The sequence below is a fragment of the Leptospira jelokensis genome (assembly GCF_004769635.1).
Classification (GTDB): domain Bacteria; phylum Spirochaetota; class Leptospiria; order Leptospirales; family Leptospiraceae; genus Leptospira_A; species Leptospira_A jelokensis.
On record NZ_RQGH01000009.1, the window covers coordinates 1 to 24,362 of the forward strand.

Consider the following 24,362-nt stretch of genomic DNA (forward strand, 5'->3'; position numbering starts at 1 on the left):
CATGCAGGGAATGCCTTTAATGTTATTCCGGAGACTGCCGTTTTACATGGAACAGTGAGAACGTATTCCAAATCAGTTTATGAAATGGTCCCTAAAAAAATGAAACAATTGGTGGAACAAATCGGATTAGGATTTGGAGCAAACATTGATTTGGAATACGTTCTCACTGTTCCATGTAAAACGGCAGTCTCCGGAATAACATTAAAGGCATTCCCTGCATGAAATGAACCAACTGTCACAACACAAGGTTCCAAAGGATCAACATTCCTTGAAACTAATGTTTGCAATGCGGTGACAAGATGGCTTCCCACAACGATTGGATCAACGGTATGTTGTGGCATAGCCCCGTGGCCTGAAGTACCTTGCACAGTGATTTTAAATTCGTCAACCGAAGCCATCATGGTTCCGTTTACCACACCCACCTTGCCAAGATCGATATGATTCCAAACATGAAGGGCAAAAACAGCATCCACTTTGTAACGATCTAAAATTCCTGAAGCGATCATCCTGTCGGCACCAGAACCACCTTCTTCGGCTGGTTGGAAACAAAGTAAAACTCGACCCTTGGGAACAAAACTTTGGAAATCATTTTTTAGATCAGATGATAACGCAAGTAAGATGCTCGTATGCCCGTCATGCCCACAAGCATGCATTTTCCCGTCTGTTTTACTTTTGTATGAATGTGTATTTTCTTCGTGAATGGGAAGGGCATCCATATCAGCCCGCACCAAAATGGTTTTTCCCGGTTTTCCCGAATCAAAAAGTGCGACAAGTCCAGTTTCTGCAATTCCTTCTTCCACTTGGAAACCCAATGATTCTAAATGGGTTTTTGCAAAATGGGCAGTTTCCCTTTCTTCGTATTTGAGTTCAGGGTTTGCATGGAAGGTTCGTCTGTAACGAACCATTTCGTCTTTTCTATGAGTGGGAAAGGGTTTCATAATTTGTCTGTTTCAAGTTTGGCACGTTTTTCGACTTCTTCCAAGATGGAATAGAGGTCTAGTCCATACTTTTCAAAAAGTGAATTTTTCGCCAACTCATAACGAACCAAATTGATATTAAAATTGATTTTGGCTTGGGTGACCGCAAGCTCCGTATTTGCCAAACTATCCAATGCATTTTTTACATTGACCGCTGTATATCGACCTTGTTTGAATCGTTCCATAAGCCCGTTGTAAAAAATTTCCGTTTCACGTTTCGTTTTGAGTAAGTCTTTTAAAAGTGCATGGCTTGCAACCAGAGCTTCGTAACGAATTTCGATTTCTTGTTCAATTTCTTGTTCTAAGTTTTGGATTTTGAGTTCGTTCACTTTTAGATTGGTTTCTGCATCCCGAATCCCTGCTTTGATCCCTAAATCCCATAAAGGGTATGACATTTTTAATTCGGCATTGATTTGCGGATAAAGGAAGGAGGTGACCCCACGTTGCCTAGCAATGAAGTTTTCTTGGGGAGATAAAAAGTTTTGTCCAATGGAACTATAAGATACCGTTGCAAGGAGAGATGGGTCATCTTCTGCTAGTGCTGTCTTTAACGCGAGTTTTGCGATCTCTCTTTCGCGTTTTAATATCAGATAATCAGTTCGATGGGAAAGTGCATACTCTTTATCATTTTTAAGATTGATTCCAGTGGGTAAGGTTTCACTTAAATCCGTAACACCTTCAATTGAGGAAGCCGTATCTACATTTAAAATACGAATTAAGTTCCGTTCCGCTTCAATCCGATCTACTTTTGCTTTTTCAAGAAGGGATTGGGTTTTTAGATACGCTTGGTTCCATTGGTTCACTTCAAAACCTTCTGAAAGCCCAAGTCCTGTTTTTCGTAAGGTCAACCGACGGATCTCTTCCGTGTTTTTAGAAACCTTTTCGTAAGTAGCAATCCGAGAATCAACAATGCTCAAAGACCAATAATCGACTAAAATCTTTACCACAAGTTGGGTGAGGGTATTGATGTAATTTTCACGAACGAGTAATGTTTGGTTTTTCAGTAATTTTTCTTTGTCTTCCTCGGTTTTTCCAAATCCATACTTCAAAAGTTCTTGGGAAAGGGTGACAGAAAGGGCACCTGTGTACATGGGAGGAGCTGCCAGGAGACTAGCAAATCCAGCTGTCGCAGGGTCTGGATTTTCAAACGCATTTACGTCGTAACGCACGGTGCTAATCTCTGTTTTGAAATACGTACCGGTTCTAAATTGTTTTTCAACCCCTGCGGCAATACGGTCTTGGGACCTGATGGTTCCGGCAAAGACGTTGTTTCGATTGTTTGGTAATAATTGTTTTGCGGATTGGATGCTTGCAAGAGCCTTCCATGAAAATTTAGATTCGTTTTTCCACTCTGGGCTATCCGCTTTTACGATTTCTAATTTTGCATTTTGTACGATGGTGTTGTTTTCGATGACTTGTTCAATTGCTTGGGCAATGGACAACCGAAGTTTTTTGGGACCAGTGCCTTGTAACTCCGAAGGCAGCACCTCTCCATTTTCCCATTGGGCAAGTTGCATCCTTTTGATTTCATCATCAAAATCGGTTTCTGCAAAGATTGGTAAACTGAAAAGACTTAAAGATATTAACCAGCTGGTCAACTTTCGAGAATTTATGGCAAATGGTGGGGAAAAAAATTGATACACTTTCAATGGAAACCTTTTGAACCCCTTACTAGAACAAGATGAAAAAATCAATCTTGTCAATCAACCGAAATTGCAAAAAGCTTGGGTGGGAATGCCTATTTTCTAGGAGAACATTGTGGCGAATTTGTCTAAAAAACCGAATCGATTGGTCCATGAAAAAAGTCCTTCTTTGTTACAACATGCACACAATCCTGTCGATTGGTTCCCTGGGGAAATGAGGCTTTTGAAACAGCCGAAAAGGAAGATAAAATCATCCTTTTGTCCTAGGATATTCAACCTGTCATGGGTGTCATGTGATGGAAAGGGAATCCTTTGAAGACCCATCCACCGCAGAACTTTTAAACCGTGACTTCGTATGCATCAAGTTAGACAGAGAAGAAGTCCAGACATAGATAAAATTTATATGGATGCCCATTATGCCATGGGAACGCAAGGTGGTTGGCCTCTTGCATCTGTTCCTCACTCCCAAAAGAGAACCAATCCTAGATGGTACTTATTTCCCACCCGAAAATCGTTATAGGTAGGGAATGGAATCCCTGATTATGTATGCCAAAACTTCTATTGTGAACTCACCCGCAGAGATATGGGAAGAAACCATCGCCCTTATATAGAAATAGGGCTTGCATCCCCCCAAAGTCGGTCCAGTGAGTAATAAGTTCTCATCTCGTCCGTCATGATATGGACACAAATTTCACCGTAGTCGAGTAAAATCCAACCCGTTGCATCTTTTGGTAAATCCGCAAAATTTTGGCGTTTGACCGCGAGTTTTAATGGTTTCATGTATTTATCGATTTCTTTGGCACAAGACCTACCTTGAGTTTCGGTTTTGACAGAAGCAATGACAAAAAGAGATAAATAAGAATGCACATCTTTTAAATCAAGAAACTGAATGTTTTCACATTTTTTCTCAACTAACGTTTGTTTGATTTTTTTTAAATGTTCTAATGTTTCCGCGCTGATGTTTGGCATTTTAATCCTTGGAATTTTGAAAGTCTTCCCCAACAATAACAGTAGCATCCAAGCCTAAATCCTTCCGAAGGGAAAAGAATACCTTTCTTCCTTGGAAAGTATCTGAGATCATATCTGTATAATGGGTATTTCCGGATCGGTTTAGGATGACTGTGGATTTAAAATTTGAATCCCAGGCGTTTTCAACGGTGAGTACTTTCAGACCCTTATCATTGAGTAATACTTTTCCATATTTGGCAAGTCCATTTTTTGAAGTTCCATTTAAGACTTCAATCCGAGCACGTTCTCCTTCTGCAAATGTTGGGGAACGCAAATCACTGGAAAATTTAAAAAAAGCAACTTTGATTGTCTCTTCGTTTGCCTTTATGACTTGGTCTTTCAATTTCAAACGAGCTACCGGTTCGCCAGGCACTTCAGAGACACCAAATTGAAGTTTTTCTTTTTTTAAGAAATCGAAAAACGTTTCCCATTCTTTTTGAGACATGTTGGTTGTCATTTGGCTATGGAGGTACACGAGTTTTTGTTTTCCAATTAAATCTCTTTTTTCATGGATCGTTTCAAAAAGTGTCAACATTACCGTTTCTTGAATTTCTAATCTACGAAAGTAAGATAAAATGGAATCATCAGCCAAAGAACTCATCCAATCAAAACAATCCTGGCCATCCAATAGATAAGATTCTTTGTTCCTAGAATAGTTTTGTGTTATGTGTAATGATTTTGGTTCGAAGAATAAATGCAATCCACCAAGCAAATTGATCCAATTTTGAAACTGTTCTTTTGTCCAAACAATCTTAAACGGAATATTGGAATCCAAAGTATCCTCAAGCACGGATTCTACATAGGAAGGAGCTCCATTCCCTTTTTCCTTTAAGGATTTTTCACCATCATCAAAACTCGTTTTAGGATTAACAAAAAAAAGTGCTGCCTTTTTTTCATTGGGATAAAATTCAGCATATATAGAAAAAAGATATTCATCTTTATCACCAAGGACGGAGAAAAGAATCGGCATTCGTTTGCTTTGTGCAAATTTTTGATCGAGTGAAAATCCAGTTTTTGATTTCAGCACTAAAAAAATTAAGGCAAATAAAAAAAAGGAACCTGCTGCTATCAAAAGTGTTTTTGCAGGGATCGTTTGTTTTTTGGGAGCTTCGCGTAACATCTATTTGGTTTCCTTTAGCGATTGTAATGCATGATTGTATGTAAAAAATGTATTAGGATGGATGACTTCTTTTTTTTCCATGAGAAAGGAGATTGTCTGGAATGCTTTCATAAAAATCCCAAAATATAAGTTTTCTTTCGTTTTTTGAATCCAATTTGGTAACTCAGTTTGTTTTTGGCAATAATCGGAACCCAAAAAATCGGCTGCATAAACGATTTGGTCGAGGAGTGAGGGACTCTCACTGCCTAAAGTATGGTTTTGGATGGCAGAATGGATTTCTTTGTCATAAAATCCAAATTCCCTTTGTAAAAATAAGGGAACGGAATACGCATGATAGGCCTGCCGAGGAATCCCGTCTACATTCAAAGAAAATTCAGAAAATAAAGTTTCGTGCACTTCCCAATGCTTTTGTTTGGTGGTGTCGTGGATAAGCCCTGCCAAGTAAGCTCTTTTGGGATCAGGGAAACCATGAACTTCCGCCAATTGATTTGCAAAATTTGCCACTCGTTTGATATGTTCCCACCGGTTTTCTGTTACATGGTTAGGGACTTCCGCTTCAAAAAACTGAATCCATTCCTCTGTGGATTTGGTATGAATACGACTCATAAAAGGGTTGGATCTCTAAAATTTGTTTCGTTGGAATAAGCATCAAATAAATCTTTCGTTTTTGGTTTTACCGAATCCTTTTCCCAGGAAGAGCCAGGTTTTTCTCTTAATTCACTACTACTCATCGAGCGGATCGGATTGTTTAAAACCAAGAGTTTACCCATCGGTAGGCTCGTTGGAATTTGTATTGGCAAAGGATGGGGAGTAAATCGCCGAACCACAATTAACGATTGGATACTATTTAAAATCTCTTCGTAAGATTTCCATTTGTCAAAGGAGGGCAGATTGTCTTCTCCCATCACAAGGGAAATTGTTTTATCTGGCTCTCTTATTTTTAATGCCTTCAAGGTATCGATGGTATAACTAATTTGATTTTGTTTAATTTCTTCGTCCCAAAGTAGAACCCTGGTGGAAAGTAGAGATTCAAATTCAGTTTTGCACAAATTCCAAACTTCTTCCTTTGAAAACTTTTTTACATTTTGTTTGAAGGGGGATACGGAATTGGGACAAATATAGATTTTCGCGTTTGGGAATTCTTTTTGTAAGATGGAGATCACATGCCTATGCCCAATGTGAGGGGGATTGAAACTTCCACCAAACAAAATCACATCCATTTTACCCTCGGACTTGACCTTTCCCTGTTACATAAGTTGTCGTAGTAGTTAGGTGGATGAGCCCCATAGGACCTCGCACATGTAGTTTTCCTGTTGAAATTCCAACTTCTGCACCAAGCCCATATTCACCACCATCATGAAATCGGGTGGAACAGTTTACAAAAATGGCAGCACTGTCCAATCCTTGTTGGAATGTTTGGATCTCGGATACGTCTTCAGAGACAATGCATTCCGTGTGGCCCGAACTAAACTTTTGGATGTTTTCCATGGCATCCGTGACAGAATCGACTAGTTTGATGCTGAGTCTCGTGTCCAAAAACTCAGTATAAAAATCTTCCTCTGAGGCTTGTTTTGCCGTTGGCAAAAGTTTTGTAATCGATGCGTCACCCAAAACCTGGATTCCCGCCGACTCCAAATCCTGTAATAATTGTTTGATGTTTGGGTAATCTTTATGAATGAATAAATTCTCCAAAGCATTACAAACCCCAGGTCTTTGTACTTTCGAATTGATGAGAATGGGAAGTACTATGTCTGAATTTGCTTTGTTTGATAAATATAAATTGGTAACACCTTTGTCATGTTTGATGACAGGAATTTTACTATTTTCCGAAACAAAACGAATGAGTGCTTCCCCACCACGTGGAACAATGACATCAATCAGGTCATCCATTTGGAAAAAGGGAACCATTGCTTCTCGATTTGTATTTTCGACAAAACTCACAACATCTTTGGTAATGCCTGGCAAATTGGATTCTTCGATGGCTTTGTGGAATAAGGAAGATAGGATCAAATTCGAATGAAATGCCTCACTGCCACCGCGTAAGATACAAGCATTCCCCGATTTAAAAGATAAGGAAGCTATGTCTACAATCACGTTTGGTCTTGATTCAAAAATTGTCATCACTACACCAATAGGAACTCGTTTGGTGAGTAGTTCTAGACCATTGGGTAGGATTGTCCCTCGCACCACTTCTCCAACTGGATCTGGTAGGTTTCGTATTTCCTCAATACTTTTTGCCATGGCCTTAATTCGTTTCGAATCGAGTAACAATCGATCCATCATAGAAGATGAAAGATTTTTTTCTTTTCCATTTTGTAAGTCGATTTGGTTCTTTTGAATGATTTCCGATTCATTTGTTAGTAATAGAACTTCCATTTTTTGCAAAACCGCATTCTTTTGTAAGGTGGTAAGTTGTTTTAAAGCACGGCTTGCCAATTTTGTTTTAGTGGCAATTGATTTTGCATAAGTGGTATCGTCTAAAGCCATAATTTACTCCGCCTGAAATGAAAAGAAGTGGGATTGGATTTCGGAAGAAGTGGGAATACGATGGGGATAATTCCCATTGGCTATCAAAGTCCCAAATGATTCCTTTGTAAAAAATTCTGCAATTGCATGTTTTGTTTCTCCATTGACAATGCCAGTTTTGATACCAAAAGGTAACAACAGTTTGGCGGCGTTGATTTTTGTAAACATTCCACCTGTTCCAGGTCCAGATGGTCCCGTCGCAAGCGCTTCTGTTTCTTTGGAGATTTCGGTGAATAAATCGATTTTTTCTTTTCCATTTAAAAATCCATCCACACCGGTGAGGATAAGGAGGAGGTCTGCTCCCACAATGGATGCGACTATGGCTGACAGGATATCGTTATCTCCCAAATTGATTTCTTCTGTGGAAACAGAATCATTTTCATTTACGATCGGTAAAATTCCCCAGTCGAGAAGTTGTCGAAAGGTTTGTTTGAGGTTAGAAAAACTTTTTTCTTCGTTTAAGTCTTTTCTTCCAAATAGGATTTGTGCAATGGGCACATTCACTCGACTGAAAAAACTTTCGTAAAGATTCAGGAGTTTGTTTTGGCCCATGGCAGCAAAGGCTTGCTTTTCCGCTAAAGTGGTTTTTCCATTGGGAATTAGGTCTGGTCCACTTTTTTCAACTAAAAGTTTTTTCCCTTGCGCAATCGCCCCAGAGGAAACAAGGATGACTTCCTTTCCTTGGTCACGCAGAGACCGAATGTCACCCACTAAATCATATAAAAAATCATTAATTTTGGTTTCTTCACCGGAAACACGTGCGCTTCCGATTTTGACAACAATGAGTTTTGCTTTCTTTATGGAATCTAAAAAATCCTTACGTGTTTTCATAAACTAACTTTGCTTTTTCGGGAAAAAATACCTTGTCGATTCGTTCCAGTAAGGAATCTAAATTCAATTCTTTGTCTGCTGAAATACAAATGATTTCACCGAGGTGAGAATACTTTTTTTGGATATCTTCCGTGAAACTTGGATCATTGTCCCATATATCCATTTTGTTGATCACAAGAAGGAATTTTTTTTGGAGAAGGGAAGTATTATAATTCCCAAGTTCACTTCGTAACATTTCCAATTCTTCTTCCAGTTGTAAATTCCCGCCATCAAAAAGAAATAAAATCCCTTGGACCCGTTCAATGTGTTTTAAAAAACTGATCCCAAGTCCCACACCGCGCGATGCCCCTTCGATAATTCCAGGGATATCTGCTACTGTATAACGAAATAAATCTTCATGTCTATGCACCACACCAAGGTTCGGTGAAAGAGTCGTGAATGCATAACCCGCAATTTTAGGATGTGCATGGGTAATTTTAGCAAGTAAAGTCGATTTCCCTGCATTGGGAAGGCCTACGATCCCAATATCAGCTAATAATTTTAATTCTAATCGTAAGGAAAATGCGCCACCGTCTTCCCCAGGTTGGCTATAACGCGGGGCTTGTTGGACAGAGGTTTTAAAAAATGTATTCCCTTTTCCACCGCGTCCGCCGGTTGCGATAGTAAAACTCTCGCCGTCAAAACTGAAATCATAAATCAGCTCCATTGTCACAGCATCAATGATCTGGGTTCCAATGGGAACTTTGAGAATGAGGTCTTCACCATTTTTTCCATTTCGGTTTTGTCCAAGGCCAGGTTCTCCGTCTTGGGCCGCGTACATCCGATCGGGTAGGTAATTTTCCAAAGTCATCATACGACCTTCCGCAACGAAGATCACATCACCACCTTTGCCTCCGTCACCACCATCGGGCCCACCAAATTCAACAAACTTCTCTTTGTGGAAATGGACAGAACCTGCCCCTCCGTGTCCGGCTCGAATTTGAATGGGTACTTCGTCGATAAATCCGCTCATATCATCCTTTGGTCAAAAAAAAACCCGTTTAAGGGAGATCCTAAAACGGGTTTTGTCCTCTCATTTGTGGGAGAGGATTAAGCTTTCGGGTAAACGGAAATTTGTTGTCTTTCTTTGGTTACATGTTCGAAAGTCACAACCCCGTCAACGAGTGCATACAAGGTATGGTCACGACCAATCCCTACGTTTTTTCCAGGTTTGTATTCAGTCCCTCTTTGGCGAACGATGATGTTCCCAGCAATTGCTTGTTGGCCACCATAAACTTTAACACCAAGTCTTTTTGATACCGAATCACGACCGTTCTTTGTGGATCCACCACCTTTTTTTGTAGCCATTGTTTACCCCTTTATTAGTTCGTCGTGGATGGAAATCGCAGATGCATGAGAGTGTTCTATACTTCTCAGTCCAAATTCCACCATGAGGAGTAGGTTTTGGAAACCATCCCTTTGGTTCTCTTTGACTAAAAACGATAGATAACCGTCTCGTTTTGTTTCTGATTCCAAACTGCCTTGTGATGCGAGAAACGAGTGAGCACTCTGGACTAGAGTGGATACCCCTGCACACAATAGGTTTTCGCCTTTCGAACCAAAGTTCGATGGAGAATGCCCTTCTAGTTGGAACCCTGCGACTTTCCCTCCTAAATCTTTAAAAATTGTACTATAAATCAATTAACCGCTGATCGAAACAACTTGCAGTTTTTGGAGTTGTTGTCTGTGACCCCAAGACTTCTTGTAGTTCTTTCTTTTTTTGTATTTGAAACCGTGGATTTTATCACCCTTACAGTCTTCTAATACCTTCAAAGTGACTTTGGCACCAGACAATGCTGGGGAACCGATGTTCACTTTGTTATTATCGGAAAGGAGTAGGACTTTCGTTTCTACTGTGCTTCCAACCGAGTTTCCTGTTTTTTCTGCGACGAATACCTGGTCAGGAGACACTTTAAATTGTTTGGCTCCAAGTTCAATGATGGCGAACATATAACTATCCTAATCTCTTTCTCGAATGTAGTTCTTACCAGGATTTCTGACAGGCACCTCTTGTCAAACTGAAATCCCCATTTACAGCCTAACTGGATTAGAATTTCTGGTAAAAACAATGGAAATTCGCAACATAGCCATCATCGCACACGTCGACCACGGTAAGACGACACTCACAGATTGTATCCTTCGCCATACGGGCGCCGTAACCGCAAAAGAAGACCGAGAAAGAATCATGGATTCCAACGCTTTGGAACAAGAAAAAGGGATCACGATCCTTGCCAAGAACACTTCGGTAAAGTACAAAGGCACACGCATTAATATCGTAGACACTCCAGGCCACGCTGACTTCGGAGGGGAAGTAGAACGAGTTCTGTCCATGACAGACTGTACACTCTTACTTGTCGATGCTTTTGACGGACCGATGCCACAAACTCGTTTCGTCCTTGGAAAATCACTGCAACTTGGTCACAAACCAATTGTAGTTGTGAACAAAGTAGACCGTGAAGGGGCAAGGCCTGGTTACTCGGTGGACAAAGTATTTGATTTGTTTAGTGACCTCGGTGCCACGGAAGAGCAGTTAGACTTCCCGATTGTGTATGCATCTGCAAAACAAGGTTGGGCAGTGAATGATTTGTCTGAAGTTCCAGGTGTGAACATTGAACCAATCCTTGATAAAGTCCTCGCCCATGTGCCACCTGTAAAACGAGACAGCGACAAAGCACTCCAATTCCAAGTCACAGCACTTGATTATAATGAATATGTGGGTCGTATCGCCATTGGTAAAATCTACCAAGGAACCATGAAAAAAGGGGCAGATGTTACCCTTGCGAAAACCAATGGAACCACTGCCAATTATAAAATCACAAAACTCTACGGATACGAAGGCCTCACTCGTTACGAAATCGACGAAGCTGGTTCAGGTGATATCGTTGCGATGGCTGGAATCCCAGACGTATTCATTGGGGATACTGTTTGTGATTTAGGAAATCCACTCCCTCTCCCTGCCATCCAAGTAGAAGAGCCAACGGTATCCATGTTCTTTATGGTCAACAACTCACCATTTGCTGGGAAAGAAGGGAAGTTCGTCACAACGCGTAACCTCCGCGAACGCCTTGACCGAGAACTGGAAACAAACGTAGCACTCCGTTTGGAAGAAACAGAAGACAAAGATCGTTTTAAAATTTTAGGACGTGGAGAACTCCACTTATCCATCCTCATTGAAAACATGAGACGAGAAGGTTACGAACTCCAAGTATCGAGACCTGAAGTGATCATCAAACACAATGAAGCTGGTGAAAAAATCGAACCTTACGAAACCTTAGTCATGGACTTACCTGACCAGTACACAGGTGCTGTCATCCAGGAGCTAAACCGCAGGAAAGGGGAACTCACAGGAATGGACGCCCATACTTCAGGGATCACTCGTGTGGAATACATCATTCCAACCAGAGGGATCATCGGATTTAGAGGCCATTTCATCTCGGAAACGCGAGGAGAAGGGGTTATGTCTAGCCGATTCCTTCGATTTGATAAATATAAGGGAGAAATTCCTGGTCGTAAAAACGGAGCCCTTATCTCTATGGATTCCGGTGAATCGACAGCGTATGCGCTTTGGAAAGTGCAAGAACGTGGAGACCTTTTCATTGAACCACAAGTAGCAGTTTACCCGGGTATGATCCTTGGAATGAACAGCAGGGATTCTGATTTGGAAGTAAACCCAGTGCGTGAGAAAAAACTCACAAACGTTAGGGCTTCTGGCTCGGACGAAGCCATCCGCCTTGTGCCACCGAAAAAACTTACCTTGGAACAATCGATTGAATTTTTGGATGACGATGAATTGTTAGAAGTCACTCCTCAAAGCCTACGACTCCGTAAAAAGGTGTTGGATTCCAACATGAGAAAAAGGTCGAATAAGTAACGAACGTTTATTTAAAAAAACAAAACCAAGATGCTTTGGCTTAAGGGCCAGTGTCTTGGGAACAAAAAAGGGACCAAAAAGATCAAACTCTTTGGTCCCTTTTTTTGTGCTAAAGCGGAGTGGTGAAGGACTTTTGATCTATTTTGTTAGAATCCTAGTCCTTTTAAGGCATCACCCGCACCAGGGATTTTTTTCAAAGCATCACCAGCTTTCCCTTTGATCACTTCTTTTACTGCCCCACCAATGAGATCCGTAAGGGTACCGAGACCCACTCCCAGTTCTACATTGGGATTACGGATATCTCCATAGGTGCGAAAGGGAATGAACAAGCGGTCATCCTTTACCAAATTCCCTACAATTTTATTGCGGAGTGCTTTGGGGTCCCCTTGGCCTTTTGTGGCTTGTTTGATTTTTTCATCTACAGAAGCGAGGGATTTTTTGGACTCATCTTCGTCATACAACATTCCCATTCTCATTTCATGGTAATTGGTTGTGGTGACGATGTACGATCCCTTTGTGATTTGTAGATCGTAGTTCTTTGTTGGGAACGTAGGTTCGTCAAGAAAAGTAACCTTACCGTTGCTATATTCTACCTTAAAACTGACGTCTTTTTTTAGTTCGGCTTTTTCTTTTAATTTATCAAGTTTGAGACCGGCTTGGTTCATCGCAGGTAACTCCCCAGCGATGGCATCAAATGCAGCAAATCCAGAAAGAAACGAATCCTCTTTCATAGTGACTTCATACATTACTTTTGGATTTACGAGTCCTGTTTTTACGACAAACGGTGTGACCTTTCCACCGGTTTCGAGTAAAAACTTTGCTGCTTCTTTTTTATTCCTTCCAATGATCGTAACATCTGCATCAAAGTTCACATCTAGACTGTTATGCGAAGCGAGATCACTGCCATCAATATCAATATCAGTAATTTCTAAATCTAATTTTTGAACAAGGATTTGTTGTCCTGTTTTACGCATATTGACTTGGATGTTCCCTTCTTGGATCCCAACAAGTCCCATTTTAATGGCAATGGGAACATCTTTGATGGAAAAGGGACCCGAAGGAGGAGCACTTGCTTTTTCTTTTGCTTCTTCTTCCTCGGCAGCTTTTTTCTCAGCTAAGGCCTCGGGGGATAGGGCTGGATTTTTTTCCCCATCCACAATTTTAGGCGTTTTGAAAAGAGAAGTTAAATTATTCCCCCCATCTTCATTCATTGTAAGGGAAATTTCTGGCTGCTTTAACACCAGTTTGTTCACTTTTACTGTTTTTGTCAATAGAGCAAGGAAAGAAATTTTGACATCCACTTTGCCTAATTGGATCGTACCTTTCGGTTTTGATTTCCTTTCATCGAGAGGAGTGCCTTTGTTTGCGACTTCATCCCTTGGGGCAAGGATGATGCCTTCGATTTCTATCCCCGATAAAACATTGAAGAGATTGATATTTACTTTTTCGACATGGGCACGAACATTTAGGGATGATTCGATTTGTTTTACAAGGAAACTTGGAGTGATGATACTCCCAGCCAAAACAAATGCAATGATAATGATTAGAAGAATTGCGCCAAAAAATGCGCCAATTCCATAACCTATTTTTTTCATGGTGACTCCTAATTCCAACTAAAACGGTGGACTAGAAACTATAGAGATTTAGGAATCTGTAAAGTAGAATTTAGCTTAAAAATCTGACAGAACTGATGATATTGGTTAATTGTTGGAAAAGTTCATCTCCGACTTCTTCGTCGGAATTGTAGGTGAGTAAAATCATTCTTTCCTTATTGGCAACCATATACACCATCCACACTCTGTCTTCCCTCATGAATTCACAAGCACGGATCGACGAACCTTCGTTGTTTTCAAATACCGCTACTTTTTCTGGGTCATAATCTATTTCATGAATTTTTAAGTAGTTCTCCAGTTCTTTGTCAATGTCGAAGTGTTCGGCTTTGGATTCAAAGGCATACACCTGTAAGGCACCACCACCATCAGGGTGGAAAAAAGCAGGAATCTCTTCCACAACCATATGTTCCCAAGTAACGGGAAAAAGGAAAGAGTACCAACCTTGGGGGGAACGAAATTGTTTGTACATTGGTTTTGTCATGAGAAATCCCTTTTCTTTCCAGTAAATCTATGAAGGAATGGCAGTAAATGATTTTCAAATCAAAATGGGTTCGGGCCTTTTTCCTTTTTTCTCTCTCTGTTTTACCTTTTTTTTCGATTTGGGCTCAGATTACTGGATACGATGTCGCCTATCCATCTGCCTATTTATTAGGTTTGTCTTCCCAAGGTGTTGTCACAAAGAACCAAATGGGAAGTTTGTATGGAAACACTGCCTTTTTATCATACCAATCAAAACACATTATGGATGTTTCGCTAAACGGTAGTCATGCGAATGGAAAAGGTTCTCCCTTGTACATATCTGGTGCAGGTTATTATTCGTTTTCAGACTCTTTAGGATTTGGCCTCCGAGGAAAACCAGTTTACTTACGTTCCTTTCCTTCTGATGAACGATATTCGAATTATGCGTTCCAAACTTTTGCCAACTGGAAAGTAAGTCCCTATATAAGTTTTGGTCTCCAAATTGGCCCAAGTGTCTCGGGACGATTGGGGGGCTATAGTTCGTATTCCTGGAATGTCTCTCTTTCCACCGCCATCCAATATGAAAACTTTCGACTTGGAATCTTACTCGAATCTCCTGGTAAGTATCGATTTGATGAATACTTAGGTTCCGAACGACTTAAAGAAAAACTCCCCGAACGGGCATTAGTTGGATTTGGATACCAATGGAATGATTGGGTAGATTTACAACTAGAGTTCTCTCGGAAATTTTACGAAAGGACCAGTGTCAATTTAAACAATGCAAACCAATACATCTCATACCCAATTCGGACAATGTATTCGGGTAACGTAAGTTTGGCGATCGGAAAACAAGATGTATTCCAATTTATAACTGGTGTTGGAAGGGAAATTCGAATGGAAACGGAATTACGTGGATTTTATACGGCTTCATTGGGTTTTGCTGGTGCCTTATTTCCAACTTGGTTTGGGGAAGGGTATCTATATACAGTTTCCTTGCAAAGATCGGGACTCAGTGTACACGAAAGGGAAGGTGCCGAATCCAGAATGGCAGTCCAACTCCAAGCCCAATTCTAAATACGAACACCATTTGTTTATTTTATAAGCATTTTGGTTGTTTTCCATAAACACTCCCAAGACGATTTGCACAGAATTTCTCCAGTTTGTAGAGAAATATAGGATAATTTGACTTCTTTAGGCGAGATGCATCGTCGGTACGATACTTGCATCAATGTAAGAAAGGTATCCAATATGGTTGATTTCAAAGTTTCCAAACGAATGCTCGTCAACTTCCGCGGACAGAACAAAGTTGTGGGAGGATTAACAGATAAAGATAAAATTGCAATCCTCCTTTATATCTCCAAAGAATTTGCCAACTTAGATAGAGAAGACCAACTCTTTTCCAAGGTCATCCTGATTTGTCAGGAGATTTTTGAATCGGATAACACCACACTCCGGTTATGGGACGGTGAATATTTAGTCCCTGTAAAATTTGTAAAAGAAACAGAACCCCCACGAAGGAATTTAAACAGTGGAGAAGGGTATTCGGGAACAGTTTTCGAAACAAAAGAACCCATCCTCGTAAATGATTTATCAAGGTCAGCACATTACTTTGATGAGGGGGAAAAAACCAAATCGGTTATGTGTGTTCCCATCATGCAAAAAGAGGAAATTTTAGGAACCCTTGCGGTGGAAAGTGAAAGGGAGAACTTTTACATCATCGATGATTTGGAAATTCTAGAAGCACTCACTTCTCAACTTGCGCTCGCTTTGTATGGTGTCCGCCTCATTGAAGGGCTTGTGACAGCAAGGGCAAGAGAAGCTGCCATCCTCAACCAATTAGAATGGGATTTGAAAATGGGTCGCAATGTCCAAAGCCAAATCTTACCTCAAGACTTAAGTGCATGGAACGGAATCTATTTTGCAAGCCACTATGAACCAATGGCGGAAGTCAGTGGGGATTTAGTGGACATTGTCAGACAAGGCCACTCGCTAACAGCGATTAACATCGATGTATCAGGGCATGGAATTCCTGCAGCCCTTGTTACGATGGCAATCCACCACCAATTCAGAAGGTCGGTGATGGCAGGTCTTGGGCTTACAGAAATCATGGAGGAGTTAGGCGAAAAGTTACGTGAACAACTCCCTGAGTCCACGTATTTCACTGCCTTTATGGTACGGATTTTTAGTGATTATACCTTTGGGTATGTAAACGCAGGACACCAAAGGATGTTACATTACAAAGCATCTGATGATACCTTCATCCAATACGATACCAAAGGGGTTCCTCTTGGAATTTTACCTGTGCGCAAAGCTGATTATGAAGAGAAACAAGGGAAATTAGAACCCGGTGATTTTTTACTATTGATTTCTGATGGTTTCAGTGAACAGCGAAACCACTTAAAAGATGAAGTAGGTGTTGAAAGGATCCAAACTTGGTTACATGATGAACGGGAAAAACTCGTCATTGAAGGACGGGGGAAAGTGGATTTAAAAAAATTATCTGCATCCTTTATCAAACGTTTCCGTGCCTACCAAGGGGAAGTTCCCAACGGAGATGATTTGAGTTTCCTTTTCTTATATTGTGGAGATTCCATTCCTGAAGCTTCGCATTACATCCAGTTAGCGAAACAATCCAATTCTAAAATGAAAATGGAAGAAGCATATGCACAAGCGCTGAAAGCGTTTAGTATTGATTCTTCTTTAAAAGAAATTTTGGTTTTTCTCGGCAAAATGTATTACCGCGACGGCAAATACAAAGAGGCGATTCGGTATTTAGAAGAATACTTACGAACCTCAGGTGATAATACTGCCGCCTCCCATTTTATGATGGGTAGGGCTTACTACAAAGCAGGAATGATATCAGAAGCAAAACGTGCACTCAAGATGGCTCTTTCGAGTGATCATAGTTTTGCGAAGGCAAGTATTTTACTTGCACAATGTTATTTGAAAGAAAATGCGAAACCAAAAGCAATTAAGGTATTGCAACAAGGCGTAAAAAATACACCTCAAAGTTTAGAATTAAAATCTTCACTTCTGAGATTAGAATCACATACACAAAAAGCCAGTTAAGGAAAGTTATATGAAACATTTCGGAGTTTATTTTACAATTTTGGTTATGGTTTTATTTGGCACTTTGACTCTTGGTGCAGAATCAGCTGCACCTACAGAGAAAGAAAGCCTTGAATCTTTGGCAAAGGATTTGGCTGATATCAAATCCTCACTTGCCGAAACGAAATTAGCGCTCGAAACAACAAAACAAGAAGCCAATTGGGTTTGGACTTGTATTGCGGCTTTTTTAGTTTTTTTTATGCAAGCTGGATTTGCTTACGTGGAAGCAGGTTTTACGAGAGCTAAAAACGCGGTGAACATCCTGATGAAAAACTTCTCCGACCTCACCGTTGGTGCAATCGCCTACTGGCTCATTGGTTTTTCCATTATGTTTGGACCACAAGTATTGGATGGATTTGGGATTGGGGTTCCTTCCTTTGCAGAATCTCTGATCAATGCGGAAGATGGGAGCATGGACCCAAGTAAGTATACGTTTTTTATCTTCCAAATCGTGTTTGCAGCAACGGCGGCAACGATCGTATCAGGGGCGATGGCAGAACGAACAAAGTTTTCGGCCTATTTGATTTTCTCTGTGATCATCACTGCTTTTATTTATCCAGTATTTGGATCTTTTGCCTGGGGGAGTTTACTTGGCATCTCCACCGGATTTCTAGAAACTCTTGGACTTGGTGGCGGCGAAGGTGTTGGGTTCCATGATTTTGCAGGTTCTACCGTTGTCCATAGCATCGGAGCTTGGGCAGGCCTTGCTGGTGCCATCGTTGTAGGTCCAAGGATGGGAAAATTCCAAACTGACGGTAGGGTGTATCCAATCCTGGGTCATAATATGTCCATGGCAGCCCTTGGTGTTTTCATTTTATGGTTTGGATGGTTTGGGTTTAACCCAGGTTCCACTACCTCCATTGAAGGGGGGAGTTTTGCAAAAATTGCTGTGGTAACCCATATGGCAGCCTGTGCGGGAGCTCTGAGTGCCATGGCCCTCACTTGGTATCTTTTCAAAAAACCTGAAATTGGGCTGACACTGAATGGTGGACTTGCGGGCCTTGTGGCGATCACGGCGCCATGCGATAATGTGAGCATTCTTGGTTCGGTGATCATTGGGCTTGTGGCAGGCGTCCTTGTCATCATTTCCGTACTCTTTTTGGACAACCGAAAAATTGACGACCCAGTGGGTGCGGTTTCCGTCCACGGGGTGTGTGGGGCCTGGGGGACTTTGGCTTATGGTTTATTCAGTTTGGATACGGGGCTCTTTTACGGAGCAGGGTTCGCTCAGTTTGCTGCACAAGCCATTGGCGTGGCCACAGCTTTCTTTTGGGCATTCCCTGTGAGTTTACTTATGTTTTACCTGATCAAAAAGACGGTGGGTCTACGAGTTTCCGAAGAAGAAGAACTGTTAGGTTTGGATATCCTCGAACACGGAAACGAAGCGTATCCTGTTTCGAAATAGTCCTTGACCCTAGATTTTCTCTATGGGGAAGTCTAGGGTGTGTTCCGTTTTGTTTTATTTTTACTCGTTTTTTGTTATGGATGTTTTGAATACGAAGAGACCATTCTCTTTCGCAAATTGAGTTCAGGTACGGTTGAAATATCCTATACCGTACCTCTCAAAAAAGATTCCAATGAATCTCTCGTTAAATTTTTACCAACTTCAAAAGACGAAATCCTAACATCCGTTAAAAAGAAATCAAACAACAATTTACAGGTAAGGGATTTTACCTTTCGTGAATTAGAGAAATCGGAAACAACCGACATGTATTTCAAACGGAAAGGAAAAGTTTCATACAAACTTGACTTTGAAGACCCAACACATTTGGAAGGCGTCCTCATTGGAACCTTTACAATCAAAACAAAACCTCGTTCACTTTCAGTGAAACGAGATTTTCCGAATCTCACTGACAATGCCATTCTTGATTCGAGTGCAGGTGAGAAAAAAATCATTTCTGAAACTTCCCGTCTGCTCCGAGAAGGGAAAATTCAATTTAAAGTTTTATTTCCAAAAGATTCCGAATGCAGTTCTAACAGAGGTTTTATTGGACTTGGGAATTTGGTGTACCAAATCCCTTTGCAAGATACCTTAGAGAACCCGGAATCAAAATCTTGGGAATACAAAATCCGTTTTTTTTAATTTAGAGTAAGTTCAATTCTTTTGCAGTTTTGACGAAAAGTTGAAACCCATCCAAGTTCTTTTTTTCGGGAATATAGTGTAACTCTTGTTTTAGGTAGCGATCCGTGATGGCAATGGGCAATCGTTTTTCCTCACTGATGATACTCGGAAGTTCTTTTAACCCATATTCCAAAGCCGTCAAAAAAATCTGATTGTCCCAGCGTTTCCCTTTTGGATAAGCCCAAAACGCAAAACAGAAATAAAGACCTGTGATCCGATTCCACCATTCCGCGAGGTCCACAACTTGGTAACCGGGGACTGGGGTTTGGAGGAGTGCATGGTCACCAAATAACAAATGGGAACCATTCCCTTTTTCCATCATTTCCGAAATCTCTTTTGCATCGGTTGGGATCACTTCAACGGTTTTTCCATATTCCAAGTGGAATAAACACTGTAAAAGGCAAACACTCGACCTTGAGCCTTTGTCAGTAAAAACTTGTTTGGGAACCCCTGTTTCCTTTTCATTTTGGAAAAATAAAACAGAGCGAACGATATCCTTCGCACAAACACCTACAATTTTGGTATGGTCGAACCTGTCTTCGTTCCGGATACATTCGATGGAAGACACAAGCGCACAGTCGAGTTCGCCCTTTTTTAAGAGCTCAATGAGGACACTTGGGTTCTCATATACGGGAAAAAATTCAGGAGACCTTTCAAAATAGAGGGTAAGCGGGCGCGCATTTAGGTGTTTTACGATGCCAATCTTCATGAATGAACCTTTATTGGAAAAAACAACTTGTCAGATGGAAAAAACTCTGTTGAATCTTCGTGAGGGCAAATTGGACTTTCGAACATCTTTAAACACAATCGGTGATGCCGAGTTTGAATTCATCAAAAATTTAGTGTACAAACAAGCAGGAATTTTCCTCGCTCCACACAAAAAGATCATGGTGCAATCTAGGCTGAATGCAAGGTTACGTACGCTTGGGATTCCTAGTTTTGAAGACTACGTGGCAAAACTGAAACAAGATCAAAACTTTGCGACCCAAGAGATGCAGGAACTCATCAATCGCATAACAACGAATAAAACTGATTTTTTCCGTGAAAACCATCACTTTGAATTCTTAAAAAATGATTATTTCCCTCAATTGGAAAAACTTGTCGCAGAATCAGGTGCTCCAAAATCATTACGGATCTGGTGTTCGGCTTCTTCCACGGGTGAAGAACCATATTCCATTGCCATCACTGTGTATGATTATTTCCAAAACAAACCCGGTTGGAATTGTAAAATCTATGCATCAGACATTGATACCCAAGTCTTAACCACTGCAAAAAAGGGAGTGTACCGGGATGATCGGTTGGAACCTGTCTCCGAGGCCTTAAAGAAAAAACATTTTAACGAATTCAAAGAAAAAGACCATATTTACTTTGAAGTGAAACCTCACCTTAAGGCACTTGTTGACTTTCGCCAAATCAATTTGCTGCATTTTCCATTTCCGATTACAGACAAACTTGATTTGATCTTTTGTAGGAATGTTGTGATCTACTTTGACAAACCCACGCAAAAAACCTTATTCCAAAATTTTGAAGTGAGTTTAAAACCAAAAGGGTATTTGATCCTTGGCCATTCAGAAACCATGTTTGGGATCTCAGACCAATTCAAATTCCTTGGTCATACCATTTACCAAAAGAAAGTATAGTTGGATTAGTCTTCCATCACCCAAAGTTTTTTTAGGTCTTCCCACATTTGGTAAGGTTCGTAGATGACAATCCTTGTATTGGATAAAACATCAAGAAAACCCGCTTCATTGGGAAACCTAGGAACTATATGTTCGTGGATATGGGGGATGGAACCACCACTGTTTTTGCCAAGATTATAACCTGTATTAAACCCTTGCACCTTCCACTGTTTCTCTAAAATCCGCATGGTTTTTTGGGTTAACTGATGAATGTCCAAGGCTTCTTCATCTGTAAGTTCCAAATAACTGATGATATGGCGCTTAGGAAAAATGATGATGTGCCCAGGGTTGTAAGGAAATAAATTGATGGAAACAATGGATAGATCTGTTTCTGCAATGGTGAGGTTCGGGACAATTTCATTTCGATCCCTAACCCCACATAGGATGCATTCCACATTGGGTCTGTCCCCTTTGGCATATCCCAATTTCCCAACACTAAATAGGTTTTTACGTATGGAATGTTCTTCGAAGGAACTCATCGATACTTTCAATCTCGGGGAAGGATTAAAGGATTGCAAGGATTTTGACAGGAATACAGTAAGAAAGTAACAGTGTTAGAATCTCCCCACATACCCGTCCTCCCAAATGAAGTCATTGCCCTCTTACAACAGACCAAAAACCCAAATCCAAAATGGTTTCTGGATGGAACGGCAGGAGAAGGTGGTCATTCCAAACTCATACTCAAAACCTTCCCCGAAGCAAAATTAATCCTAATCGACCGTGATGCTGTGATGCTGGAACGAGCAAAAAAAGAAATCCAAAGGGAACTTGGCTCCCTTGAAAGAGTCCATGCCTTCCAAATGAACTTTTCCGAGGTGGATGAGTCGATCCTTTCAGAAGTTGGTTGTGAAGGCCTTGATGGGGCACTTGTGGACCTTGGAGTTTCTCTCTTCCACTTCTTACATTCAGGAAGGGGATTTACCTTTAAAAATGAAGAACCTTTGGACATGCGACTCGAACCACAAGTAGGGATGAAAACGGCAGCCGATGTCGTGAATTATAGCTCCATCCTCCATTTAAAAAAAGTATTTTGGGAATATGGAGAAGAAAGATGGGCTTTAAAAATTGCAAATAACATCGTACAGACGAGACACAAAAAAAAATTTGAAACAAGTACTGACCTTGCCAAACTTGTGGAAGCATCCATTCCGAGGAAATTTTGGCCCAAAGAATCCCACCCCGCCACAAGGATCTTCCAGGCCCTAAGGATTGAAGTGAATGAAGAGCTTTTGCATGCTGATAAAGGGATTCGTGCCTTAGCAAAGGTTTTAAAGATTGGAGGTGTTCTTACTTGTATCTCCTTCCATTCATTGGAAGATCGCATTGTGAAGTGGACCTTTCGGGATCTAAAAGCAACTGACCATTTTGAAATCCTCACCAAAAAACCCATTTTACCCACCGACCAGGAAATCAGAGAAAACAGAGCTTCTCGGTCTGCAAAATTAAGAGGGCTAATGAAAATTGATCCGATAAAAGAAAGTAGATGGGAAAAATGACACATTCAATCAAATCGATGCCAAAATTGGTATTTGATTTTTTGGAGCCAATCCAATCCTTGTTTGTCCTTTTTCCATTCCTTGGTTTTTTTTTCTTTCATGTGTGGCAAGGTTTAGAGAAAGCAAAACTGCAAAGGACAATCCATGAACGGAGTGCCACCAAAGAAGAGTTAAAGCGAAAAAATGACGAACTCAAAATTGGAATTGTATCCTACACTTCCGCGGAACGCATTGAAACTTTATACCGAAGGACCTACCAATTTTTACCAATCAGTTTGGGTAACCGAACCGTTACCATTGAATTACCTCCCATTCCAGAATCACCATCCCAAGTGAAACCATGAAACTCGCAGATATCTTAAAAAAAATTCCTGAAATCAAACTCATCCAAGGTGAAGTAGGCCAAGACATCCATTACATTTGGGCAGACAGCCGGAAATTAACAAGTTCAGATCTTTTTGTTTTACCTGATGGGAAAGAAGAAGTTTTAGAATCGTACATCCAGATGGCAAAGGAAAAGGGTTGCCAAGCGATTTTGGTTTCCAAACGACATTTCAAATTAAAAGGTTTGGAGTCAATAACCACCATATTGGAATCCGAAGACTCGTTAGGTGACCTTCATGGAAAGATCGCTTCGTTATTAGCCGGTTATCCTTCTAAAAAATTAAAAGTTATAGGGATCACTGGCACAAATGGAAAAACTTCCCTCACATTTATTTTATTTCATATCGCAAGAAAACTTGGGAAAAAGGCAGCACTGATTGGAACTGTCCAAATCCAAATATTAGACCGGATCTTAGAATCAGGGTACACAACACCTGACGCTTCTTCACTTAACTTGTTACTAAAGGAGATGTTAGAAGAAGGTGTGGAATATGTGTTTATGGAGATGAGTAGCCATGGATTGAAATTAGGGAGAGTGGCTGGTGTGGAAATCACATGCGCTGGATTTACGAACCTTACACAAGACCACTTAGATTTCCATGAAAGTATGGAAGATTACTTCGAAAGCAAATTTAAAATTTTCCAACTCCTGGAACAATCATCAGTCAAAAACAAATTTGGACTTGTGGCAGGAGATGTTTCCTTTGGTGATCGGATGATCCAAAAAATCAGAGAGGCCAAACTCAAATCCCCCATATATATCTTAGGAAAATCGGGCGAATTCCATTATAGTAATACAAAATTATCCTTACTCGGCAGTGAATACCGTTTCCATAAGAAAGAGAAAAATCTACCATTTATTGAAGTACGAAGTGTTCGTACCAATTTACTTGGAAATTTTAATGTATTTAACACAGCCTTTGCCTTATCCATTGCCTATGAATTAGGATTTCCCTGGGAAGAAGTAGTTTCTGCAATGGAATCCATTCCCACAGTTCCAGGTCGATTCCATGTGGTTCCTTATCCAGATCGTTCTAGGATCGCGGTTGTCGACTATGCCCATACACCAGATGCCCTTGAGAACATCTTAAAAAGTTGTGTAGAAATCGGACCAAAACAACTCATCTGTTTGTTCGGGTGTGGTGGGGACAGGGACAGAACCAAACGCCCACAAATGGCAAAGATTGCAGAAACTTACGCTGATTATGTGATCCTCACTTCTGACAATCCTAGAACGGAAAATCCTGAATCCATTTTGGATGAAATCGAGTCAGGTTTTTCCAGAGGATTCAAACGATATGAAAAAATAACGGATAGAAAAATTGCAATTGATAAAGCCGTTTCCCTTCTCGATAAAGATGGAATTTTGGTAGTAGCAGGCAAAGGGCATGAAACCTACCAAATCATCGGGAAAGAAAAAACAAAATTTGTTGATTTTGAAGAATTAGAGAAAGCTTTTATAAATTTGAATAGCGGAAGATAGAGG

At 40.6% G+C, this 24,362-nt stretch carries 24 protein-coding genes and 2 pseudogenes; 10 read left to right on the forward strand and 16 right to left on the reverse strand.

The window, feature by feature from the left end:
- Positions 1-119 precede the first annotated feature (119 nt).
- Positions 120-938 (reverse strand): annotated as a pseudogene (locus tag EHQ62_RS03080) (M20 metallopeptidase family protein); the annotation flags it as partial.
- A complete protein-coding gene (locus tag EHQ62_RS03085) occupies positions 935-2,494 on the reverse strand; it encodes a TolC family protein (RefSeq protein WP_135640982.1) in 1,560 nt (519 codons plus the stop codon). The gene EHQ62_RS03085 and the pseudogene EHQ62_RS03080, both read right to left, overlap by 4 nt.
- 241 nt (positions 2,495-2,735) lie before the next feature.
- On the opposite strand from EHQ62_RS03085, the pseudogene EHQ62_RS03090 reads away from it, so the two are divergent.
- Positions 2,736-3,138 (forward strand): annotated as a pseudogene (locus EHQ62_RS03090) (DUF255 domain-containing protein); the annotation flags it as partial.
- 85 nt (positions 3,139-3,223) lie between these two features.
- Here EHQ62_RS03090 and rsfS read toward each other — a convergent pair.
- From rsfS to rplU, 10 genes are all read right to left on the reverse strand, one after another.
- Positions 3,224-3,589, reverse strand: coding sequence for a ribosome silencing factor (gene rsfS, locus EHQ62_RS03095; RefSeq protein WP_135640786.1), 366 nt, complete (start codon positions 3,587-3,589; stop codon positions 3,224-3,226).
- Between the two features lies 1 nt (position 3,590).
- Positions 3,591-4,748, reverse strand: coding sequence for a LytR C-terminal domain-containing protein (locus EHQ62_RS03100; RefSeq protein ID WP_135640787.1), 1,158 nt, complete (start codon positions 4,746-4,748; stop codon positions 3,591-3,593).
- Positions 4,749-5,354, reverse strand: coding sequence for a bis(5'-nucleosyl)-tetraphosphatase (symmetrical) YqeK (yqeK, locus tag EHQ62_RS03105; RefSeq protein ID WP_135640788.1), 606 nt, complete (start codon positions 5,352-5,354; stop codon positions 4,749-4,751).
- On the reverse strand, positions 5,351-5,968 hold the full coding sequence (locus EHQ62_RS03110; RefSeq protein ID WP_135640789.1) for a nicotinate-nicotinamide nucleotide adenylyltransferase: 618 nt from the start codon (positions 5,966-5,968) through the stop codon (positions 5,351-5,353). The genes yqeK and EHQ62_RS03110 overlap by 4 nt, the downstream gene beginning before the upstream one ends.
- Position 5,969: 1 nt before the next feature.
- Positions 5,970-7,235, reverse strand: a complete 1,266-nt coding sequence (locus EHQ62_RS03115) for a glutamate-5-semialdehyde dehydrogenase (protein ID WP_135640790.1) — start codon at positions 7,233-7,235, stop codon at positions 5,970-5,972.
- A 3-nt stretch (positions 7,236-7,238) separates the two neighbouring features.
- Positions 7,239-8,105: a glutamate 5-kinase gene (gene proB, locus EHQ62_RS03120; protein WP_135640791.1), complete on the reverse strand. Its 867-nt coding sequence runs from the start codon at positions 8,103-8,105 to the stop codon at positions 7,239-7,241.
- Entirely contained in the window at positions 8,092-9,117 is a 1,026-nt protein-coding gene (gene obgE / locus EHQ62_RS03125) for a GTPase ObgE (protein WP_135640792.1), read from the reverse strand. The genes proB and obgE overlap by 14 nt, the downstream gene beginning before the upstream one ends.
- A gap of 77 nt (positions 9,118-9,194) precedes the next feature.
- Positions 9,195-9,452 carry a 50S ribosomal protein L27 gene (gene rpmA / locus EHQ62_RS03130; RefSeq protein ID WP_015678054.1) on the reverse strand — a complete coding sequence of 86 codons (258 nt, stop codon included), beginning with the start codon at positions 9,450-9,452 and terminating at the stop codon, positions 9,195-9,197.
- Between the two features lie 3 nt (positions 9,453-9,455).
- Positions 9,456-9,785 carry a ribosomal-processing cysteine protease Prp gene (locus tag EHQ62_RS03135; RefSeq protein ID WP_135640793.1) on the reverse strand — a complete coding sequence of 110 codons (330 nt, stop codon included), beginning with the start codon at positions 9,783-9,785 and terminating at the stop codon, positions 9,456-9,458.
- Positions 9,786-10,094: a 50S ribosomal protein L21 gene (gene rplU / locus EHQ62_RS03140; protein ID WP_135640794.1), complete on the reverse strand. Its 309-nt coding sequence runs from the start codon at positions 10,092-10,094 to the stop codon at positions 9,786-9,788.
- 118 nt (positions 10,095-10,212) lie between these two features.
- Between rplU and typA the strand changes: the two genes are divergently transcribed.
- Positions 10,213-12,015, forward strand: a complete 1,803-nt coding sequence (typA, locus tag EHQ62_RS03145) for a translational GTPase TypA (RefSeq protein WP_039928969.1) — start codon at positions 10,213-10,215, stop codon at positions 12,013-12,015.
- Between the two features lie 146 nt (positions 12,016-12,161).
- Here typA and EHQ62_RS03150 read toward each other — a convergent pair whose 3' ends face one another.
- Both EHQ62_RS03150 and EHQ62_RS03155 read right to left on the reverse strand, forming a co-directional pair.
- Complete coding sequence (locus EHQ62_RS03150; protein ID WP_135640795.1) at positions 12,162-13,610, reverse strand: AsmA family protein; 1,449 nt, start codon at positions 13,608-13,610, stop codon at positions 12,162-12,164.
- A gap of 70 nt (positions 13,611-13,680) precedes the next feature.
- Positions 13,681-14,109: a hypothetical protein gene (locus EHQ62_RS03155; protein ID WP_135640796.1), complete on the reverse strand. Its 429-nt coding sequence runs from the start codon at positions 14,107-14,109 to the stop codon at positions 13,681-13,683.
- Between the two features lie 47 nt (positions 14,110-14,156).
- On the opposite strand from EHQ62_RS03155, the gene EHQ62_RS03160 reads away from it, so the two are divergent.
- From EHQ62_RS03160 to EHQ62_RS03175, 4 genes are all read left to right on the forward strand, one after another.
- Positions 14,157-15,161, forward strand: coding sequence for a hypothetical protein (locus tag EHQ62_RS03160; protein ID WP_135640797.1), 1,005 nt, complete (start codon positions 14,157-14,159; stop codon positions 15,159-15,161).
- A gap of 174 nt (positions 15,162-15,335) precedes the next feature.
- The gene (locus tag EHQ62_RS03165) at positions 15,336-17,156 is read left to right on the forward strand and encodes a GAF domain-containing SpoIIE family protein phosphatase (RefSeq protein ID WP_135640983.1); all 1,821 of its coding nucleotides are present in this window, start codon (positions 15,336-15,338) and stop codon (positions 17,154-17,156) included.
- Positions 17,157-17,166: 10 nt separating this feature from the next.
- Complete coding sequence (locus tag EHQ62_RS03170) at positions 17,167-18,600, forward strand: ammonium transporter (RefSeq protein ID WP_135640798.1); 1,434 nt, start codon at positions 17,167-17,169, stop codon at positions 18,598-18,600.
- A gap of 39 nt (positions 18,601-18,639) precedes the next feature.
- The gene (locus EHQ62_RS03175; RefSeq protein WP_135640799.1) at positions 18,640-19,278 is read left to right on the forward strand and encodes an LIC11874 family lipoprotein; all 639 of its coding nucleotides are present in this window, start codon (positions 18,640-18,642) and stop codon (positions 19,276-19,278) included.
- Position 19,279: 1 nt separating this feature from the next.
- On the opposite strand, the gene EHQ62_RS03180 is transcribed toward EHQ62_RS03175, so the two are convergent.
- Positions 19,280-20,026, reverse strand: coding sequence for a menaquinone biosynthetic enzyme MqnA/MqnD family protein (locus EHQ62_RS03180; RefSeq protein WP_135640800.1), 747 nt, complete (start codon positions 20,024-20,026; stop codon positions 19,280-19,282).
- Between the two features lie 34 nt (positions 20,027-20,060).
- On the opposite strand from EHQ62_RS03180, the gene EHQ62_RS03185 reads away from it, so the two are divergent.
- A complete protein-coding gene (locus EHQ62_RS03185) occupies positions 20,061-20,957 on the forward strand; it encodes a CheR family methyltransferase (protein ID WP_167482832.1) in 897 nt (298 codons plus the stop codon).
- 5 nt (positions 20,958-20,962) lie between these two features.
- Here EHQ62_RS03185 and EHQ62_RS03190 read toward each other — a convergent pair whose 3' ends face one another.
- The gene (locus tag EHQ62_RS03190; protein ID WP_135640801.1) at positions 20,963-21,475 is read right to left on the reverse strand and encodes an HIT family protein; all 513 of its coding nucleotides are present in this window, start codon (positions 21,473-21,475) and stop codon (positions 20,963-20,965) included.
- A gap of 72 nt (positions 21,476-21,547) precedes the next feature.
- On the opposite strand from EHQ62_RS03190, the gene rsmH reads away from it, so the two are divergent.
- From rsmH to EHQ62_RS03205, 3 genes are read left to right on the forward strand one after another with little or no spacing between them, the layout of a single operon-like run.
- Entirely contained in the window at positions 21,548-22,492 is a 945-nt protein-coding gene (rsmH, locus tag EHQ62_RS03195; protein WP_135640802.1) for a 16S rRNA (cytosine(1402)-N(4))-methyltransferase RsmH, read from the forward strand.
- A complete protein-coding gene (locus EHQ62_RS03200) occupies positions 22,480-22,836 on the forward strand; it encodes a hypothetical protein (protein WP_167482833.1) in 357 nt (118 codons plus the stop codon). Before rsmH ends, EHQ62_RS03200 begins: the two co-directional genes overlap by 13 nt.
- Complete coding sequence (locus EHQ62_RS03205) at positions 22,833-24,359, forward strand: UDP-N-acetylmuramoyl-L-alanyl-D-glutamate--2,6-diaminopimelate ligase (protein ID WP_135640804.1); 1,527 nt, start codon at positions 22,833-22,835, stop codon at positions 24,357-24,359. The genes EHQ62_RS03200 and EHQ62_RS03205 overlap by 4 nt, the downstream gene beginning before the upstream one ends.
- Positions 24,360-24,362: the final 3 nt, after the last annotated feature.